This is a genomic window from Streptomyces griseiscabiei (assembly GCF_020010925.1).
In the GTDB taxonomy this organism is placed as follows: domain Bacteria; phylum Actinomycetota; class Actinomycetes; order Streptomycetales; family Streptomycetaceae; genus Streptomyces; species Streptomyces griseiscabiei.
Genome location: NZ_JAGJBZ010000001.1, coordinates 2,621,871 through 2,640,402, shown reverse-complemented (window position 1 = coordinate 2,640,402; position 18,532 = coordinate 2,621,871). Strand labels below are relative to the sequence as shown.

Genomic DNA, 18,532 nt, shown 5'->3' with positions numbered 1-18,532 from the left:
ACTCCGACACACAAGGATGACATCTGCCATGACCACACCCACGGCCCTCGCCACCGACGAGGCGCGCACCCGCCTGCACGAACTGACCATCATCGACGTGCGCACCCCGGGCGAATACGCCGGCGGTCATCTCCCCGGCGCGCTCAACATCCCCCTCGACCAGATCCGGCGCGCGCTGCCCGACATCCGTCACGCCACCGACCGCGGCGACGTCCTGGTCGTCTGCGCCTCGGGCGCCCGCTCCGAGAACGCCTGCAAGATCCTCGCAGAGAACGGCGTCACCACCGCCACCCTGTCAGGAGGCACCGGTGCCTGGGCGGCCGACGGCCACGAGCTCCACCGCCCCCAGGGCGCCTCCCGCGCCACCTGGGGAATGGAGCGACAGGTGAGGCTCACCGCAGGAGTGACCGTGCTGCTCGGCCTGCTGCTCGGGCTCGTCGTCCACCCCGCCTTCCAGCTCATCTCCGCCGGCATCGCGGGCGGTCTGGTCTACTCCGCCCTGACCAACACCTGCGGCATGGCCGCCATGCTCGCCAAGCTCCCCCACAACCGCCCCCGCGCCGCCGACCTCGACAACACACTGGCCGCACTACGCAACCGCTGAACCACACCACAAAGGGGAGGGACCTGGCTCCGGATCCCTCCCCTTTCGTATCCAGGCCATGTGGCCAACAGCTCCGAACCGGGCGGGTGATCCGGCGTCGCGGCACCACAGCTCAGGCCAGAGAAAGGAACAGCTTCTCCAGCCGAGTACGCATCTGCTCCCGGTCACCGGAAGCAGCCATGTCCGCATCGGTCAGGCAGTGCTGCAGCCCCGTGGCGATGATCGCGAAACCGGCCTTGTCCAAAGCCCTGGACGCCGCGGCGAGCTGGGTGACGACGTCCTCGCAGTCCCGCCCCTCCTCGATCATCTTGATCACACCGGCGATCTGACCCTGCGCCCGGCGCAGCCGGTTGACCACCGTCTTCAGTTCCTCAGCCGCCATCGCCAGTTCCACAACCCACACTCCTTCGGTAAGATACCCCCTTGGGTATCTTACCGAAGGAGTAACCTCACCCGGGCAAAGGAAAATCCCCGTCGCTCCACCACCACCGCCCTCAGTGCCGATCAGGCCAACGCCCGCCCGTACGAGCTGACCGTCATCGACGGAGGTGGCACGGCGCGAACGCATTCTGGAAGTCGCTGCCGAGCTGGGCGCCGATGTGGCCTACGAACGAGTGCAGATGCAGGAGGTCGCCAAGGCCGCCGACCTGGCACTCGGCACGCTCTATCGTTACTTCCCCTCCAAGGTGCACTTGTTCGCAGCGCTGTGGAAGACGCATATCGACGGCTTTGTTGAGGACTGCTGGCAATCCCCTGGGAACGATCCGGGCGCCACCGTCGGCGATCGGCTGGTGGCCCTGACCCGGTCCTTGCTGGACCGGCCCCTGCTGTGCTCGGCGATGGTACGGGCCATCGCCGTCGACTATTCCGTCAACCCCGACTACCACTTTCGGTTCGCCGAGGACAGGCTGTGCCGGGCAGTGCTACACACCCTGGGCCGGGACGCCTCTAGGCCGCCTTTAGGGAGACGATTTCCGTGAGGGCGTTTGTGGCGATCAGCGAGGTGACCGGCTCAACGACTGCGCCTCGCCTGACCGTCGCATCGTGTCGCCGGATCCGCAGTAACCAGTCGCGCCCGGGTCCTCGCGCCGACGAGGCATTGCCGTCTCGATCTCATCATCCACAATAACTAAAGCGCGTTAGTAGCGCGCGCAAGCGCCATCCTACGCCCTCACCGCGGTCGGAGGAGACAGCATCCAGCCTGCTGCGGCGCGGCGGGGCGTGATCCGAGATCAGACTGAGCGACGCTCGATCACCCGGGTGACCTCAGGACCGATAGGGACGGGCCGTCCGTCGAGGAGACTGATGATCGCCTCGACGAGATGTCGTGCGGTGTCCCGCATATCTACTGCCACCATCGTCAACGGCGGGGCTGCGAGGCGTGCGGCCGGCGAATCGACCGCGCCGATCACGGCCAGGTCCGACGGCGCGGCTAGTCCTTGCTCGCGTAGACCCGCGAGGACGGCCAAGGCTGCCACATCGTCGTGGGCGCACACGCCGGTGACGGCGGGGGTCATCCCACGCCATGCCTCGACAGCGGCTCCGGCTCCCACCTCGTCGCAGGGAACAGCCAGAGCCACCGGGCCCGGCACACCGTGCTCGGCGCAGGCTCCCTGCAGTGCTTTCAGGCGCATCTCGCTCGCCTCGGCCAGGCGTTCGTCGTGCGGGCGGGCGTAGCCGAGCCGACGGTGCCCCGCCCTGAGCAGTCGCTCGACCTGCAGCCGGGCGATGCTGTTTTCCCGGGCTCCCCAGATCCACTGCGCGACGGGGTCGGACTCGGCGGTGAGAGAGACCACGGCGCGTACGCCATTGCGCCGCATCGCGGCGACGTCATTATCGGGCAGGTCCCATGCGAGGACGGCCACGGGCGTGATGACGGTCCACACATCACCATCGGGCCTGCGGGACCACGGATGGATCACCGCAGTGAGCCCGACGGCCGCGAACTCCGCCGAGAGAAACTCGACCAGTGTGCCCAGGTCGGTCAGCGGCAACTGAGGGGGCTGATAGAGGAGCACGACGTCACTCCGGCCGCGGCTGAGCGTCCGGGCCTCCGCCGAGGGGGCATAGCGCAGCCGGGCCGCCGCTTCGAGGACGCGCTGCCGCGTCGACTCGGAGATCGTCTGCCCCTTGGTGCCGTTGAGCACGAAGCTGACAGTGGCCCTGGAGACTCCGGCCTCCCGGGCGACGTCGGAACTGGTGACCCGGCCCTCCGGCCGAGCAGCGGCCTCGCCCGCCATCCATCGCCCCTTCCGCTCTTGTGGGTGTACCACGCCTGATGTACTGTACCCGCACTCACTAACGCGCGTTAGTGAATGAATAGTCGGTAGGGCGTCCCCGTGGCCACGGGGACTCGTCATGCCGCTCCGACAACCACCCCCTAAGGGCCCTGAGAGGGGCCGGTGCCAATCCACGGCTTACCCCTGAAGGGGCACGATCGGTTCTGCTCCGTGTTCCGGCGGAGCAGAACCCACGCAGCCCGTGCGGGGTTCGAGGTCGTCCGCAGACATGCAGATTCGTTCTGCTCGACGACCGCGCGCCTGATCCCTACGAACTCAGAACCTCAGGAGCTGCTGATCGTGCCCGAACCGTTGATCTTCCCCGAGCGCTTCCTTTGGGGGGCCGCGACAGCCGCACATCAGGTCGAAGGCAACAACGCGAACAGCGACTGGTGGGAATGGGAGACCGACCCAGCGCCCAAGGCGCCCATGGCAGGGCCCTCCGGCATGGCGTGCGACCACTTCAACCGTTACAAGGACGACATCGCGCTGCTCGCGGAACTCGGACTGAACACCTACCGCTTCTCCGTGGAGTGGGCACGAGTCGAGCCCCGCCAGGGAGAATTCGACCGCGAGGCGCTCCAACACTACGCCGACATGGTCGAGACCTGCCTGACCCACGGCGTCACACCGATGATCACGCTGCAGCACTTCACGTTGCCGGCCTGGGTCACCCACGCCGGAGCCTGGACCAATGCCGAACTCCCGGCCTGGTTCACGCGCTACACCAGGCACGTGATGGAACATCTACAGAACCGTGCTCCCTACATCTGCACGATCAACGAGCCCGGCAACATGATCACGCGGGGGTATCTGGGCACCTTCCCGACTCCGCCCTTCGTCCGGAACCTCGACGCGTTCGACGCCGCAGCCTCAGGAGTGATCGCCGCACACCGCAATGCCCGAGAGGTCATCCGTGAACTCGCACCCGGCGTCAAGGTCGGCATGGCCCATGCGCTGCAGGACTGGCACGCCAATCCCGGCGGAGTCCCAGCGATGGAATGGGCTCGGGAACTCCACGAAGACAGGTTCTTCGCCGAGACCGCCGACGACGACTTCATCGGCGTCCAGACCTACACCCGCCTCGACGTCAACGCCCCCCGCATCACCAAACCCCTCAGCGCGGCGCTTCTGCGCAGCCGTCGCCTTACGCAGTCGCTCGCCCTGCCGTACCTGCGCCGCCAAGCGGCAGCCGTGTCTGCGGAAGGAGCACCCGTCGGCGAGGGCCGCCGCACCCAGATGGGATATCTGTGGGCTCCTGAGGCGGTCGAGGCCACGACCCGGCGAGTGGCGGGCCTCTTCCCCGGCAAGGAGATCGTCCTCACCGAGCACGGTGTCGCGACCGACGTCGACAGCGAGCGTATCGACTACATTCGAGCAGGTCTGCGCGTCGTGCACCGGCTGATCGGCGACGGACTGCCCATCACCGGCTACGTCCACTGGTCACTGCTGGACAACTTCGAGTGGTGGGACGGCTACGGCCCCAAGTACGGGCTCGTGGCGGTCGACCGCAGCACTCAGGAGCGGGTCGTCAAACCATCGGCACATTGGTATGGCGACGTGGCCCGGATCAACCGGATGCCAACATGAGCCGCCGCCTGGGACACGGTACGGCTACCTCGGCATGAGCCGTTCGCCCGCTGGGTGGCGTGGCCGAGTCCGCCCTCGAAGCGGCGCCGACAGGCCTTGAGGTCTTCGATACCACATGCACGCAACTGGCCCAGGGCGAGCGTCGCATACGAATATCGGCGGCGCTGAACGACCAGATCGCGCCACGCACGGTCCAGGTCACTGCGCGCGTCAGGCGGGCGACCTAATTTGCATGCGGCTGCGGAGCAGGCGTCTCGATGAACGTCATGGACTGTGGCGAACGCACCTGGCCTGGCTCCACCATCCCCGTACCGCAGGACAACCGCCCGGTCGGCCTTGGATCAGAGCCAACGACGCCAGGTGGCGGTTCGTCGCCGCCGTAGGCCGCACCCACCTCGTGGTTCCGGTGCCCACAGCGCCATCCCATGATCACCATCACAGCAACAAGGAGTTCTCATGTCGTTCCGCTGGGGCATCGCCGGCACTGGTGTCATAGCAAACAGTTTTGCGGACGCGTTGGGCCGGTTGCCTGACGCCCACTTGGTCGCCGTCGGCTCCCGCAGTCGGAAAGGGGCCGACGCGTTCGGCGAGAAGCACGGCATCGCCGCGCGACACCGGCACGCTTCGTACGAAGATCTGGCCGCCGATGACACTGTCGACATTGTCTACGTCGCATCGCCCCACTCCCACCATCACGAGCACACGTTGCTGTTCCTGAACGCGGGGCGTCCAGTGTTGTGCGAGAAGGCGTTCTCGCTGGACGCGGAGCAGGCCGCTGAAATGGTGGCTGTGTCCAGGGAACGGGGCCTGTTCCTGATGGAGGCGATGTGGAGCCGGTTCCTGCCGGCCTATGTCAAAGTCAGAGAACTGCTCGCCGAGGACGTCATCGGTGAAGTCCAGTCCCTGGAGGCCGACTTCGGCTTCCAATTCCCGGCGGACCCCGAACACCGTCTGTTCGATCGCGCGCTGGGTGGCGGTTCCCTGCTCGACCTGGGTGTGTATCCCCTATCGCTGGCCAGCATGGTGCTGGGTACGCCCGACCGGGTCACGGCGTACGGCACACTCGGCTCGACCGGCGTCGACGAGCATGTCGCTGTCCTCTCCGGGTACGACAGTGGGGCGGTCGCGCTGGCCCAGAGTTCCATGCGGGCGAACCTCGGTTGCACAGCCCGTATCACCGGCACCGAAGGTCACATCGAACTGCCGTTCCTGATGCACTGCCCGGACGAACTGACCGTGCAGACGCGGGGCACCACCGAACGCCTGAGTCTGCCCGCCGCCCGCGAGGGCGACGGCGACGACACGGCGGGCGGCGGCCTGCACCGCCAGATCCGGCACGTCCAGGAGCGGCTACGCGCAGGGGAGTTGGAGAGCGAGATCATGCCTCTGGACGAGACCGTGGCGGTGATGCGCACGCTCGACACCGTGCGCGACCAGATCGGCCTGAGCTACACCACTCACTGACGTTCCCGCAACCAGCCAGCCATACGGATGCGTTCGGGGTTACGGCCACTCCGCTGCCGTAACCGCGTCCGAGGGGATCGGTACGGATCTCCGCCGCCTGATGTGGCCCGCACCCGTGGAGCCGCTTGCGGCGTCGCTACTCAACCGAAGCCGGAGAAGCCGATGGCTCACAGTGCAGAACGGCCCCCAGGCAGGCTCACGCCACGGGCCAGAACCAGATGGCTGGTTGTTTTCGTCATGGCTTTCGATCTCATGCTGACTGGAATCGCGTACTCCGCCTCAGGGGAATCGCCTCAGATCAGGGTGCTGTCGAATCGCGCGGATCTGGTGTCCGGGGGCGACGCCCTCGTCGAGGTGGCCCTGCCTTCCGGGGGAACACCAGAGAATGTGCGCGTGGACGTGGACGGCCGGGATGTGACATCCGCTTTCGCCGTCCGGCCGGACGGCCGCTTCCTGGGCCTGGTCACCGGCCTCCAGGTCGGCGAGAACAGGATGACGGCCCGGACACAGGGGGGCGCGGCAAGCCTTACCATCACCGGCCATCCCATCGGCGGACCGCTGTTCGCCGGGCCACAGGTACAGCCGTGGGTGTGCGCGACCGAGGAGAACGGCCTCGGGAAGCCGCAGGATGTCGCGTGCAATACTCCAGCGAAGTACAAGCTCTTCTACAAGTCCTGGCTGACCGGCCAGTTCACCGCATATGATCCGAAAAGACCGCCCGCAGACCTCGCATACACAACGACGGACCAGGGCAAGCGGGTCGCGTACGTCGTACGCCGGGAACGCGGCGTGATGGACCGTGGCATCTACGACATCGCGGTGTTGTACGACCCGGCCAAGCCGTGGCAACCGTGGGCACCGCAAGGCGGCTTCAACGGAAAACTCCTTGTGCCGTTCGGCGGCGACTGCACGCCGCGGCATTCACAGGACGCACCCATGGAGAACGTTCTCAACGACACGGCTCTGTCCCGCGGGTTCGCCGTCGCGGTGTCCAACCTGAACATGCTGGGGCAGAACTGCAACGACGTGGTCTCCACCGAAGCGCTGGTGATGCTCAAGGAGCACTTCGTCGAGAACTACGGCCCGATCCGCTACACCATCGGGCAAGGCTGCTCCGGCGGTTCCATGCAGCAGCACTGGATCACCTCCAACTACCCCGGTCTGTTGGACGGCATCCTGCCCTCCTGCAGCTTCCCCGACGTCTGGTCCACGCTGCAGGAGGCCGAGGACTGTCACGTACTCGACCACCACTTCGACAGGTCTCCATTGTGGGCGTTGACCACCCACAGAACCGCGGTGACCGGCCACGCGTTCGAGACGGTGTGCCGGACACTCTGGGACAACCCGACAGGCAACGGGCAGTACTCCAAGACCTGGTTGGACCCGGACAACGGGGCCGGCTGCCTCGGCGGATTCCTGGCCGGCCACACCACTCTGGAGCCCAATCGCTCGTGGGTGTACGACGCCGAGGCAAATCCTGCCGGTGAGCGGTGCACTCTTCAGGACTACGCCGTGGCCGTCTGGGGCCGAAGGCCCGCGAGTTCATGGGGGCCGGTCGAACAACGCATCCAACGCGGTTTCGCCAACCGGCCGTACGACAACACCGGTGTCCAGTACGGCCTGAAGGCCGTCGAGTCCGGCACGATCACCGCTGAGCAGTTCGTCGACCTCAACGAGAGCGTCGGCGGGCTCGACATCGACTGGAAGTGGCAGCCGGAGCGTAGTGAAGCCGACCCTGCGGCGCTGGAAGTCGCATACCGCTCCGGTCGGGTGACCTACCCCCGCGAGGCGGCCAAGGTCCCCGTCATCGATCTGCGCTCTCCCGGCAACTGGGAGATCCACAGCGACTTCCACAGTTACGCCATGCGTGCCCGCTTCGACCAGGCCAACGGTGGCCATGACAATCAGATCATCTGGACGGGTGTGCCTCCGGTGCAAACCGACGGCGATGCCCGCGAGAAGGCGTTCCTGCTCATGGACAGATGGCTGACCCGCATCGAAGCCGACACGTCCAACGACCCGATCGAGACCAAGGTGGTGCGCGACAAGCCGGCCGACGCTGTCGACGCGTGCTGGATCGGCAACCGCAAGATCTCCGATATGTCCGTCTGCCGCGCCACCTACCCTTACTTCGGTGTGCCCCGGACTGCGGCCGGGGGCCCGACGGCCAACAACATCCTCAAGTGCCAACTCAAGGAACTCAACCGGGACGACTACACCGTCGACTTCTCCAACGCCCAATGGGGCCGACTGCGGAAGGCCTTCCCCGAGGGGGTGTGCGACTACCGCGAGCCAGGCGTGGCCCAGCAACCCTCTCTGCCGTGGCTGACCTTCTCCGGCGGGCCGGGCGGACAGCCACTGGGCGCTCCGCCGGAGTCCGCCCCTACACCCTGAAAGGCTTCCCCTCATCCGGTGCCCACGGTGTCCCGCATCCCCAGCTAAGCGCTACACCGTGGGCGCCCAGCACCCTGTACGTCTCGATGTCCCACCCGGTGTACTACTCGCCCTCGGAGACGAAGCGGCCACGCGTGTCCTGGATGATCGCCATGAGCCCGCGCTCGGCCGCGGCAACAGATTGAGAGGCCTGGCCATGAAGGAGGTCTGCTTGCCGTTCAGCAGCCGACTCGGCAGCACCGGCCATGGCCCCGTCCCACCCAGACGGTGGACGTCCGCGCGCAGCACCATCCCGTCAAGCAACATCGGCCCGGATCGCAGTAGGCTCCGTAGCCCCGGCAAGCGCCCGGTCGAACTGCCGCCGTCCTCGCCGAGGAAACCATCTGCAACCCGTGGTGGAGACGCGCACCGGCCGACGCCAGCCGCGCCTGCTGGTCATCTGTCTGCACGGCACCGGACTGTGCTACCACAAGCCCACGCCCCTCGGCCCACAGGAGCCCTGCTTCGCCGCCGCCCCGGTACCCCGTGCGGCCAGCAGACGGCGTGCTCGGCACGCAACCGGACCAGGATCTCCGCCTGGCCGGGTCCGAACAGGTCCTGATAGAGGTGCTCGGCCAGCGCGAAGCAGAAGGCGCGGTGATCCCCTATAGAGTCAAGGGTCGGTCTGCCATCATCAAGGGCGATGACGGCCAATCCACCGAGTCCGGGCCGAAGAGGCGACCACTGCGGTGTGGGCCGTGGGAATGCACAGGCTGACGACGAGGGCAGTTGGGTGTGCGGTAGACATGGCAGGGAGCCCGCTTGCCCGCCCAACCGCCCCACCTCGGCCGAACGGCCAGGAAACGAAGCGGTCGCAAGCGTCCTCGGCCGAAAGGCTGATACCCCGCGCGCGTAGGTCGCAGCCTCTGGCGCGTCTCCTGTGCGGGGATCTGCCTTGCATCAGTGAGCTCGAGGTGAGTTTGGCACCTGACCTGCGCCCTAACGCCCCGGGGTGCAGGCATGCACGCCGTGCCAATCCAGGGACACCATCCCTACCGCGTGCCAGTTTCTCAGGCTGTTTCGCTGGGCGTCATCCCAGGAGCTGATGCGACGACATACCTGAGGCTGACGAAACCCTTTCTCGCATCAGCCTCAGGTGGTCGGCAATTCAGCTGATCCGCAGGATCTGTGGGAACCGGACGATAGAGAGGTTCCCAGCGGGATGGACCCGGACTCTCGCGTCCATGGGCCTCTTGTGGCCGTTTGCACGGCCCGTGGCACGTGCCCCTCGCTGTCTCTATCCCGATCGGAGTGCTACCCATGATCACTAGCCCGTCCACCGGCCCCCGCGCCGCCGCCCCTGCCATCGCCGCCCGCGCCACTGAGCTCTCCAAGGTCTACGGACAGGGCGACACCAATGTGGTGGCCCTCGATCAGGTCAGTGTCGGCTTCGGGCAGTCCCAGTTCACCGCGATCATGGGGCCTTCGGGGTCCGGGAAGTCCACGCTGATGCACTGTGTCGCGGGGCTGGACAGCTTCTCCTCCGGCTCGGTCCGCGTCGGTGATGTCGAGCTCGGGTCACTGACGGACAGGCAACTCACCAAACTCCGCCGGGACAAGGTCGGCTTCATCTTCCAGGCGTTCAACCTGCTGCCCACCCTGACCGCGTTGGAGAACATCACGCTCCCGATGGACATCGCGGGCCGGACACCGGACAAGGAGTGGCTGGACAGCGTCATTCGGATGGTCGGTCTGTCGGGCCGGCTCAGCCACCGCCCCGCCCAGCTCTCCGGCGGCCAGCAGCAGCGCGTCGCCGTCGCCCGTGCGCTCGCCTCCAAGCCGGACATCATCTTTGGGGATGAGCCGACCGGCAACCTGGACTCACGCTCGGGCGGCGAGGTCCTCGGCTTCCTGCGTGACTCGGTACGGGAGCTGGGCCAGACCGTCGTCATGGTCACCCATGATCCGGTCGCCGCTTCCTACGCGGACCGGGTCGTTTTCCTCGCCGACGGCCGGATCGTCGACGAGATGTACGAGCCCACCGCGGACGGGGTCCTCGACCTCATGAAGTCGTTCGAGACCCCGTTCCGTACGAGCTGAGCGGCCCGCAGCAGAGCCGACCAACCGGTACGCACCCCCTCCGTCCTCAGCTCCCCTCACTTCACCGGGATCACACCACCATGTTCCGCACAGCGCTGCGCAACGTCCTCGCGCACAAGGCCAGACTGCTGATGACCGTGCTCGCCGTCATGCTCGGCGTCGCGTTCGTCTCCGGCACTCTGATCTTCACCGACACCTACACGAACTCCTCCAGCAGCCAGAAAGCCAAGAGTTTCGCCCACGTGGACGTCCAGGTCGACCCGGACCCCAACCACTACTCCGATTCCCCCGGCATCAGTCGGAAGACGCTCGAAGAGGTCGCCCGTGTGGACGGGGTCGCCGAAGCCGCCGGGCGGGTCGACGGACTCGCCTACGTCTCCGACAGAGACGGCGGACTCATCGGCGGCGCGTTCAACTCGGGCGCCAACTACGCGCCGGGCAAGAACGGCAAGGACCCGCTCTACGCGTTCACCGAGGGTGGCGGTCCCACAGAGGCCATGCAGATCGCGCTCGACAAGGACAGCGCCGACAAGGGTGGCTACCATGTCGGCGACACCGTGCCTGTCGCTCTGACGGGTCCGGCCAAGAAGTACAAGCTCTCCGGCATCTTCACCACCGAGGACCAGCTGGTGGCAGGAGGCGGCAGCCTGGTGCTGTTCGACACACCGTCCGCACAGCGGCTCTACCTCCAGCCGGGCTTCTTCGAGAACGTCACCGTCACCGCCGCCCCCGGCGTTTCGAGCACCAAGCTCGCCGCCGCCATCGGCAAGGTACTTCCGGACTCCGCGAAGGCCGAGACCGGTCAACAACTCGCCGACGCCGAGGCAAAATTGGCGGAGGGAGACGCCTCGCTGCTCAGTGGGATACTGCTTGCCTTCGCCGGTGTCGCGCTCTTCGTCAGCGTCTTCTTGATCGCCAATACCTTCACCATGCTGGCTGCCCAGCGCACCCGGGAACTCGCTCTGCTGCGTGCGGTCGGCGCCTCCCGCAGGCAGGTCACCCGTTCCGTGCTGATCGAGGCGATGGTGGTCGGCGCGGCCGGTGCGGTCGCTGGGCTCGGGCTCGGTGCCGTCATGGCCGCCATAGCACAGTCAGTGGTCGATTTCGGCGGAGGGAAGCTCCCGGACGGGCCGCTGATCGTCACGTCGACGACTGTCCTGGTCTCAGCATTCGTCGGTGTGCTGGTCACCATGGTGGCCGCCTGGCTGCCGGCCCGTCGCGCAGCGAAGATCCCGCCGGTCGCGGCGATCAGCAGCGCACACCTGCCCTCCACCATCAGGTCCCTGATCCTGCGGAACGTGTTCGGCGGCATCCTCACGCTGCTCGGCGCGGCGGTCGTCGTCGCGGGCGCCGGGACCGGCGGCTCGCGCGGCGCGATGATCGTCGGGTTCGGTGCCTTCCTCGCGGTGATCGGTGTCCTCGTGCTGATCCCGTTGCTGTCCCGGCCGGTGATCGCGCTCGTACGGCCGCTGCTGCGGCGGGGCTTCGGTGTCTCCGGCACGCTCGCGGGCCAGAACGCCGTACGCAACCCGCGCCGTACCGGCGCCACCGCCTCCGCACTGGCCATCGGCCTCACACTGGTCAGTGCTCTGACCGTGCTCGGCGTCACTGTCGGTCAGTCCATGGACAGGATGACCACGGACATCGTCAAGGCCGACTATATGATCACGACCACTGCTGTGGACCTGGACACCTCGGCGGTCGCCGCCGTGCGCAAGCTCCCCGGCGTCAGGGCCGTGTCGCCAGAGCAGCAGTCGTGGATGCAGATCGACGGCATCCAGGAGGATGTAACAGCCATCGCCCCGGCGGAGTTCGACAAGGCACTCGACCTTCCGGTGGTCTCCGGCTCACAGGGCACGCTCGCCAAGGGGCAGATCGCCGTTGCCGAGGACGAAGCGCGATCCCACGGTTGGAAGGTGGGGGACACCCTGCCAGCGGTGTACGGGGACTCCGGCAAGAAGCGCAGGGTGACCGTCGGGGCTATCTTCGAGTCCAACGAGGTCGTCTTCCCTGTCGTCGTCTCCGCGGACGTGATCGAATCGACCCTCGCGGCGTCCCTCTCCAAGATCTACGTCAAGACGGACGGCAGCACGGACAGGAAGGCGCTCGCTGACGCCCTCCCCGGGCGCCCGGGGATCAAGATCGACGACCAGCAGGCCATCCGCAACGAGTTCAGCGGCACATACGATGCTGCGCTCAACGTCTTGTACGCACTGCTCGCGATCTCCCTGGCCATCGCGGTGCTGGGAGTGGTGAACACCCTCGCGATGTCAGTCTTCGAACGACAGCGCGAGGTCGGCATGCTGCGAGCCGTCGGACTCGACCGGCGAGGCGTGACGCGGATGATCCAGCTGGAGGCCGTGGTCATCTCCCTCTTCGGCGCGGTCATCGGCATCGGAGTCGGTTCCTTCCTGGGCTGGGCCGTCTGCGAGATCGTAAAGGCGGACATCCCCGGGTACGCGCTGGTGCTGCCGTGGGGCCGGTTCGCGCTCTTCCTGCTGCTGGCAGCGCTCGTCGGACTCCTGGCCGCCATGTGGCCGGCCCGCAACGCGTCCCGACTGAACATGCTCATGGCCATCAAGACCGACTAGACGGAGGGAATCGCCGTACGGCCGTAGGCACATCGATGTGCCTACGGCCGTACGGTTGTGTGGCGAGCACGGGGCCCCCAGGCCCAACAGGTCAGTCTTCGGTGGGTCCACTGACTCCTCCTGCACACATCCTGCGCAGCCCCCGCCTGACGCAGTCGCTCGCCCTGCCGCCCCTGCACCGCCAGGCGGAAGTCGTCTCACTGGCGGAAGACGCACCCGCACCCGCTGACGGGATCCCGCGATGCACGTAAGCGTATCGACTACATCCGAGCAGGTCTGCGCGTCGTGCACCGGCTGATCGACGACGGACTGCCCGTCACCGGCTACGTCCACTTTCAAGTGCTGGGACGGCTACCGCCCCAAGCACGGGCTCGTGGCGGTCGACCACACCACTCAGGACCGCATCGTCAAGCGCCCGGCCCGTCCATTCGTCGGATTCGCCTTCGCGCACATGCTCGGCTTCAACCTGCTGCCCCGGTTGAAGAACGTGGGCTCGGCCCGGCTGTACCGGCCGGTTGCCGGCGAGGACGAGACGTGGCCGCACCTGGCCCCGGTGCTGTCCAGCAAGACGATCGACTGGGAGCTGATCCGCCAGCAGTACGACCAGATCGTCAAATACACCACCGCGCTCCGCCTGGGCACGGCCGAGGCCGAGCAGGTGCTACGACGCTTCACCTGCGGCGGCCCGAAGCACCCGACCTACCGGGCGATCGAGGAGCTCGGCCGCGCTGTGCGGACAGCGTTCGTCTGCGACTACCTGGCCAGCCCCGAACTACGGCGGGAGATCCACGAGGGCCTGCAAGTGGTGGAGAACTGGAACTCCGCCAACCACGACCTGTTCTACGGCAAGGACGGGGACCTGACCGGCGCCGACCGCGAGAGCCAGGAGATCTCGATGCTCGCCCTGCACCTGCTGCAGGCTGCCCTTGTCCACGTCAACACCCTGCTGCTGCAGAGGTCCTGGCCGAGCCGAAGGGGGTCGAGCGCCTCGGCGATGCCGATCGGCGCGCGTTGTCCCCGCTGTTCTGGACTCACGTCAACCCCTACGGCCGGTTCGAGCTGGACATGAGCAACCGGCTAGATCTCCAGTCGGCTGTAGTCGTCCCGGGCCAGCGAGCGGACGAACCGCAGTCGGCGCCCGCCGGGGAGAGCGCCGCGCAGCGGTAGCGCCAGCGATTCCGGGTCGAAGCCGTCGGCTGCGGCTTCGACCCAGAATCCCGTGGTCACGGCCGGGCGGTGGGGAGAGCCGGGCCGACGCCGGGAACCGCTCGGAGCGGGGACGGCCGCTCATCGATCAGGCGGTGTCGATGAGCCGGCGAAGTCTCTCCCGCCCGTTCGGTCTCGGGCGCGCGCCCGCTGCCTCGGATGTCGGCTTCGCCGGGCCGGCTCGGCGAGGCTGCTGCGGCGTGTCAGCGGGACTCCTGTGCGCTGAGCAGCGTGAGGGCGTTGCGGATGCCCTCTTCGAGGAGTTCGTCGGAGAGTCGCGGGTCAGACAGGGCGCGGGAGAGCTGCAGTGTCCCGACCATCATGGCGTAGACGCTGAGGGTCTTCGTGTGCGCCGAGCGCGGATCGGCGGGCGCCAGGCGGGCGGCGATGCCGTCGATGACGGCGAGCACCCCGTCGGTGTACGCCTGCTTGGTCTCCTGCGGGCAGCGCCCGATCTCATCGAGGAGTGCGGCGGAGGGGCAGCCGTCGTCGGGGCTGTCGCGGTGCTGGGGCGACAGATACCACCGCACGATCTGCTCGAGTCCTGCGATGCCGGGGGCCGCCTGGTCGATGACGTTGGCGTACTGCGTGCGCAGCTGGTCCGCGACCGAGGCGGCCACGAGGTCGTCCTTGGACGCGAAGTGGGCGTAGAAGGCACCGTTGGTCAGTCCGGCGTCCGCCATCAGCGTCGAGATGCCCGAGCCATCGATACCGTCCTGCTTGAACCGGCGGCCGGCGGTCTCGATGATCCGCTGCCTGGTCGCCTGCTTGTGCTCTTTCCCGTAACGAGTCACGCGCTCGCTCCTTCGTGCGCCGGAAGGGTCGCCCGCTTTCCGCCGGCCTCGCCATCATATTGGATTACGAACGCACTCTAATGGTGTGCGGGCGGCGTCTTGGAGCACCGCCACGCCTTCTGCGCGGCCGGCCTGGTTCAGTCGTCGCCGGGCGTCATCGAGATCACGACCTTTCCGGCCGTGGTACGCCCCTGCTCGACGTACGCCATCGCCTCGAGCGTCCGGTCGAAGGGGAACGTCCGGTCGATGACCGGGCGGAGCCGTCCGCTGTCGTACAGGGCGCCGAGTTCACGGAGCTGGGCGCCGCTGGCCTGCATGAAGAAGAACTCATAGCGCACACCCAGGGCCTTGGCCTGCTTGCGCACCTTGCGGCTGAGCGCGTTCATGGCCACGCCCATGAACGAGGGCGCGCCGAGTTGCCTGGCGAACCCGGAGTCCGGCGGGCCGGCGACACCGATGGCCAGGCCGCCCGGCTTCAGCACAGTCAGCGACTTCTCGAGGTTCGCCCCGCCAAGGGAGTCCAGCACCAGGTCGTAGCCGGACAGCACCTGCGAGAAGTCCTCCTTCGTGTAGTCGACGACGGTGTCGGCGCCGAGGCTCCTGACCATCTCCTCGGCGCGGGAGTTCGTGGTCGTGGCCACCGTGGCACCGAAGTGCTTGGCGAGCTGGATGGCCGTCGATCCGAGGCCACCGGCACCGGCGTGGACGAGCACTTTCTGGCCCGGCACCACGTGGGCGCGCTCCACGAGGATCTGCCAGGCGGCCAGGGCCACCAGCGGCACCGCGGCCGCCTCGCGGAGCGTGAGTGACGCCGGCTTGGGCGCGACGTCGTCCTGGTCGACCGCAATGAACTCGGCAAAGCCTCCGACCCGCAGGTCGCGGGGACGTGCGTAGACCTCGTCGCCGACCGTCAAGCCGCGCACGGTCGGCCCGACCTGCGTCACGATCCCGGCGACGTCATGGCCGAGCACGAACGGAAGCTCGTACTTCAGGAGTCGTTTGAACTCCCCGTTGCGGACCATCTTGTCCAGCGGGTTGATGCTGGCAGCGCTCACCTGGACCAGGACGTCGCCGGCCCCGACGGTGGGCTCGGGAACATCAGCGGCGCGCAGGCCGCCCTTGCCGTACTTCTCGACGACGAACGCCTTCATGTCAGCCGTCCCTTCGCGTGATCTTCTCGGTTGTCTTCTCGGCGGACGATGCGCATGTCCGGGCAGCTTCCACCTCAGCGGCCGAGGTGCCGTCGAAGCCACTGGCCCATCTGCTCGATCGCCCGGTCCACCTCGGGCACGCGTCCCGCGCCCAGGATGAACGAGTGCTGGCCCTCCGGCAGCGGGCGGACCTCAGAGACGATCTTGAAGTCGGTCAGTCGGCGGCCGAAATCGGCGCCATCGCCGGCAAGCGTTTCGTGCTCGCCGTAGTGGAGGGCCGTGGGCGGCAGGCCGGTCAGGTCGGCGTTCACGATGCTGATGGCGGGGTCGGTGAAGTCCACGCCGGGGTCCTGCAGCCAAGCCGCTCGGAACAGCTCGAGGATGCCCCGGCTGAGCATCCTGTCGAGTTCCTCGTTCTCGTCCACCTTCGGGTTACTGATGGTGAGGTCGGTCCAGGGCGAGATGCTGACGACCGCGCCGGGGACTGCCTCGCCCTTGGCGAGCAGGCGCAGCGGCAGCGCGATCGCGAGGGTGCCTCCGATGGAGTGGCCGGTGCTGCCGATGTTCCGCGGCGCGTAGCCCTGAGCGAGCAGCCACCGGTAGGCGGTCTCGGCGTCGTCGATCTGCGCCGGGTGGGGATGCTCGGGCGCCAGGCGGAAGCCCACGACGAGTGAGCGGATTCCGGCCGCCTTGGCGATGTGGCCGGCGGCCTTGCGGTCCGATGCGATCGAGGCGGCGACCGATCCGCCGAAATGGAAGTGAAGCAGCGCCTTGTCGGGGTCGGCGCCCTCGGGGATGACCCACAGGGCGGGGACGCCGTCCGCGTCCACGTCGGCGTAGGTGACGCCTTCCGGCTCGGTCGATGCCGAAGCATGTGTGTCGACGATGTCGCGGACGACGGCCAGATCGAGTCCCGGCGTCGACGCCTTCGCACGCACGCTGTCGAGGAACTGCGCGAACTGCTGCGCTTCCGTGCTCATTCCCATGGTGATGCTCCTTGTCAGGTCAGAGCTGAACGCGCCTCTCGCGCGCGCTGCGGGTCGATGGGCCGGGTGCGACGTTTCAGCCGGGCATCCGGTTGAACCTGCGGATCTGCTTGTCGAACATCCCGGCGGGGACGAGGCGTCGCGCGGTGGTGATGCGTGAGGCGAGCGGTCCGGCGGTGTAGCGCAGCTTCGGCTTCGAGGCGGTGGCTGCCGTGACGATCTCCTTGGCGACGACGGCGGGGTCGTCGCCGGTCTTCATCGCCGCGGCGACCACTTCGTCGAAGACACGCCGCCGCTCCGCGTACAGCGGCAGCGGGGTGTCGGGCTGCGCGGCATTGGCATCGAAGGCGGTCCGGGTGTAGCCGGGCTCGACGAGCAGGACGCGGACGCCGTGCTCGCGGACCTCGTGATCCAGGGACTCGGAGTAGCCCTCGACGGCGTGCTTCGCGGCGGCGTAGAGGGCCATGTAGGGCTGCGGGATGACGCCGAGGACGGACGAGACGTTGACGATACGTCCACGGCCCTGGGTGCGCATGTGCGGCAGAACGGCCTTCGCCATGCGGACATGACCGAAGAAGTTGAGGTTGAAGAGGCGCTGGGCCTGGGCGACGGAGCTCTCCTCGGCGGCGCCGGCCGAGCCCAGACCGGCGTTGTTGACCAGGACGTCGATCCGTCCGAACCGTTCGATCACTTCCCGGACCGCGGCGGTGACGGATTCGTCGCTGGTCACGTCGAGGTCGAGGAAGGCCACACCGGCGGGCGGGGTGAGCCCCGAGGTGTTCCGTCCGGTTCCGATCACCTCGAACCCGGCTGTGACGAAGGCCCGAGCGGTTGCGTTACCGATCCCCGATGACGCCCCCGTCACGAGTGCTACCGGCCGTTGTGTCGCCATGACGGACTCCTTACACATTGAATTTCGATCGTATGGCTTACTGTCGTAATGTTATTGCGGGGCGGAGTGGATGGCAAGGCCGCTCCGAAGGCGCCGGCATCTCCGGCCTGCCCGTCTCATCCAGAGCTCTCTCATGAACAGTCCTTTGCGCGAGCAAGATCAATCGCGGGCCGCCGGACCCCCGCCGATCCCGGGTTCGTTCGCAGAACCCGTTCTCACTAAGAAGCAGGACGGGCCTCCTTCTGAGACTTGCATTGTGCGAAGATCCGGGCCCGTGACGGACCCTCGGCTTCCTTCCTCAACCGACCGGTCGGACGCCGACGACGCCGAACAGCACGCCTGTCCGAAGTGCGTCGCCCAGCCCGGTTCCCCGTGCCGCTCGCGCGGCGGCGCGGTCGCCTCCGCCTACCACACCCGCCGCTTCACGAAGGTGCCCCGGCTGAAGAAGGCGCTGCGGGTGCCGACCCCGGCCGACCGTGGGCCGGGGTCGGCCGTGGCGGCC

The 18,532-nt window shown here is 67.5% G+C and carries 15 protein-coding genes and 1 pseudogene; 9 read left to right on the top strand and 7 right to left on the bottom strand.

All coding sequences use genetic code 11. The features are described from left to right. Positions 1–28 precede the first annotated feature (28 nt). Positions 29–604 (top strand): rhodanese-like domain-containing protein, encoded by a 576-nt coding sequence (locus tag J8M51_RS11365; RefSeq protein ID WP_010358256.1) that lies wholly within the window; start codon positions 29–31, stop codon positions 602–604. 112 nt (positions 605–716) lie between these two features. On the opposite strand, the gene J8M51_RS11360 is transcribed toward J8M51_RS11365, so the two are convergent. Beyond that, on the bottom strand, positions 717–998 hold the full coding sequence (locus J8M51_RS11360) for a metal-sensitive transcriptional regulator (RefSeq protein WP_010358257.1): 282 nt from the start codon (positions 996–998) through the stop codon (positions 717–719). A gap of 154 nt (positions 999–1,152) precedes the next feature. Here J8M51_RS11360 and J8M51_RS11355 point away from each other — a divergent pair, with 154 nt between their 5' ends. Next, entirely contained in the window at positions 1,153–1,584 is a 432-nt protein-coding gene (locus tag J8M51_RS11355; RefSeq protein ID WP_006379224.1) for a TetR/AcrR family transcriptional regulator, read from the top strand. A 252-nt stretch (positions 1,585–1,836) separates the two neighbouring features. On the opposite strand, the gene J8M51_RS11350 is transcribed toward J8M51_RS11355, so the two are convergent. Then, a complete protein-coding gene (locus J8M51_RS11350) occupies positions 1,837–2,844 on the bottom strand; it encodes a LacI family DNA-binding transcriptional regulator (RefSeq protein WP_006379104.1) in 1,008 nt (335 codons plus the stop codon). Between the two features lie 339 nt (positions 2,845–3,183). Between J8M51_RS11350 and J8M51_RS11345 the strand changes: the two genes are divergently transcribed. The 6 genes from J8M51_RS11345 (at position 3,184) to J8M51_RS11320 (ending at position 14,070) form a co-directional block, all read left to right on the top strand. Next, positions 3,184–4,473: a glycoside hydrolase family 1 protein gene (locus tag J8M51_RS11345; RefSeq protein WP_010358259.1), complete on the top strand. Its 1,290-nt coding sequence runs from the start codon at positions 3,184–3,186 to the stop codon at positions 4,471–4,473. Positions 4,474–4,929: 456 nt separating this feature from the next. Then, on the top strand, positions 4,930–5,937 hold the full coding sequence (locus tag J8M51_RS11340) for a Gfo/Idh/MocA family protein (RefSeq protein WP_010358260.1): 1,008 nt from the start codon (positions 4,930–4,932) through the stop codon (positions 5,935–5,937). Between the two features lie 237 nt (positions 5,938–6,174). Then, positions 6,175–8,331 (top strand): DUF6351 family protein, encoded by a 2,157-nt coding sequence (locus J8M51_RS11335; RefSeq protein WP_006378768.1) that lies wholly within the window; start codon positions 6,175–6,177, stop codon positions 8,329–8,331. Positions 8,332–9,630: 1,299 nt separating this feature from the next. Beyond that, positions 9,631–10,410: an ABC transporter ATP-binding protein gene (locus J8M51_RS11330; RefSeq protein ID WP_013005175.1), complete on the top strand. Its 780-nt coding sequence runs from the start codon at positions 9,631–9,633 to the stop codon at positions 10,408–10,410. An 80-nt stretch (positions 10,411–10,490) separates the two neighbouring features. Next, entirely contained in the window at positions 10,491–13,001 is a 2,511-nt protein-coding gene (locus J8M51_RS11325; protein WP_006378563.1) for an ABC transporter permease, read from the top strand. Between the two features lie 373 nt (positions 13,002–13,374). Further along, positions 13,375–14,070: a Tn3 family transposase gene (locus tag J8M51_RS11320; protein WP_006378841.1), complete on the top strand. Its 696-nt coding sequence runs from the start codon at positions 13,375–13,377 to the stop codon at positions 14,068–14,070. Positions 14,071–14,078: 8 nt separating this feature from the next. On the opposite strand, the gene J8M51_RS11315 is transcribed toward J8M51_RS11320, so the two are convergent. From J8M51_RS11315 to J8M51_RS11295, 5 genes are all read right to left on the bottom strand, one after another. Next, on the bottom strand, positions 14,079–14,228 hold the full coding sequence (locus J8M51_RS11315) for a hypothetical protein (protein ID WP_162138053.1): 150 nt from the start codon (positions 14,226–14,228) through the stop codon (positions 14,079–14,081). A 182-nt stretch (positions 14,229–14,410) separates the two neighbouring features. Beyond that, positions 14,411–15,001: a TetR/AcrR family transcriptional regulator gene (locus J8M51_RS11310; protein ID WP_006378871.1), complete on the bottom strand. Its 591-nt coding sequence runs from the start codon at positions 14,999–15,001 to the stop codon at positions 14,411–14,413. 137 nt (positions 15,002–15,138) lie between these two features. Beyond that, positions 15,139–16,152: an NADP-dependent oxidoreductase gene (locus J8M51_RS11305; protein ID WP_006378619.1), complete on the bottom strand. Its 1,014-nt coding sequence runs from the start codon at positions 16,150–16,152 to the stop codon at positions 15,139–15,141. Between the two features lie 74 nt (positions 16,153–16,226). Beyond that, the gene (locus J8M51_RS11300; RefSeq protein WP_006378832.1) at positions 16,227–17,138 is read right to left on the bottom strand and encodes an alpha/beta hydrolase fold domain-containing protein; all 912 of its coding nucleotides are present in this window, start codon (positions 17,136–17,138) and stop codon (positions 16,227–16,229) included. Between the two features lie 76 nt (positions 17,139–17,214). Then, positions 17,215–18,030 carry an oxidoreductase gene (locus tag J8M51_RS11295; protein ID WP_010358267.1) on the bottom strand — a complete coding sequence of 272 codons (816 nt, stop codon included), beginning with the start codon at positions 18,028–18,030 and terminating at the stop codon, positions 17,215–17,217. 70 nt (positions 18,031–18,100) lie between these two features. Here J8M51_RS11295 and J8M51_RS46460 point away from each other — a divergent pair. After that, positions 18,101–18,439, top strand: a pseudogene (locus J8M51_RS46460) (zinc finger domain-containing protein); the annotation flags it as partial. Positions 18,440–18,532 lie beyond the last annotated feature (93 nt).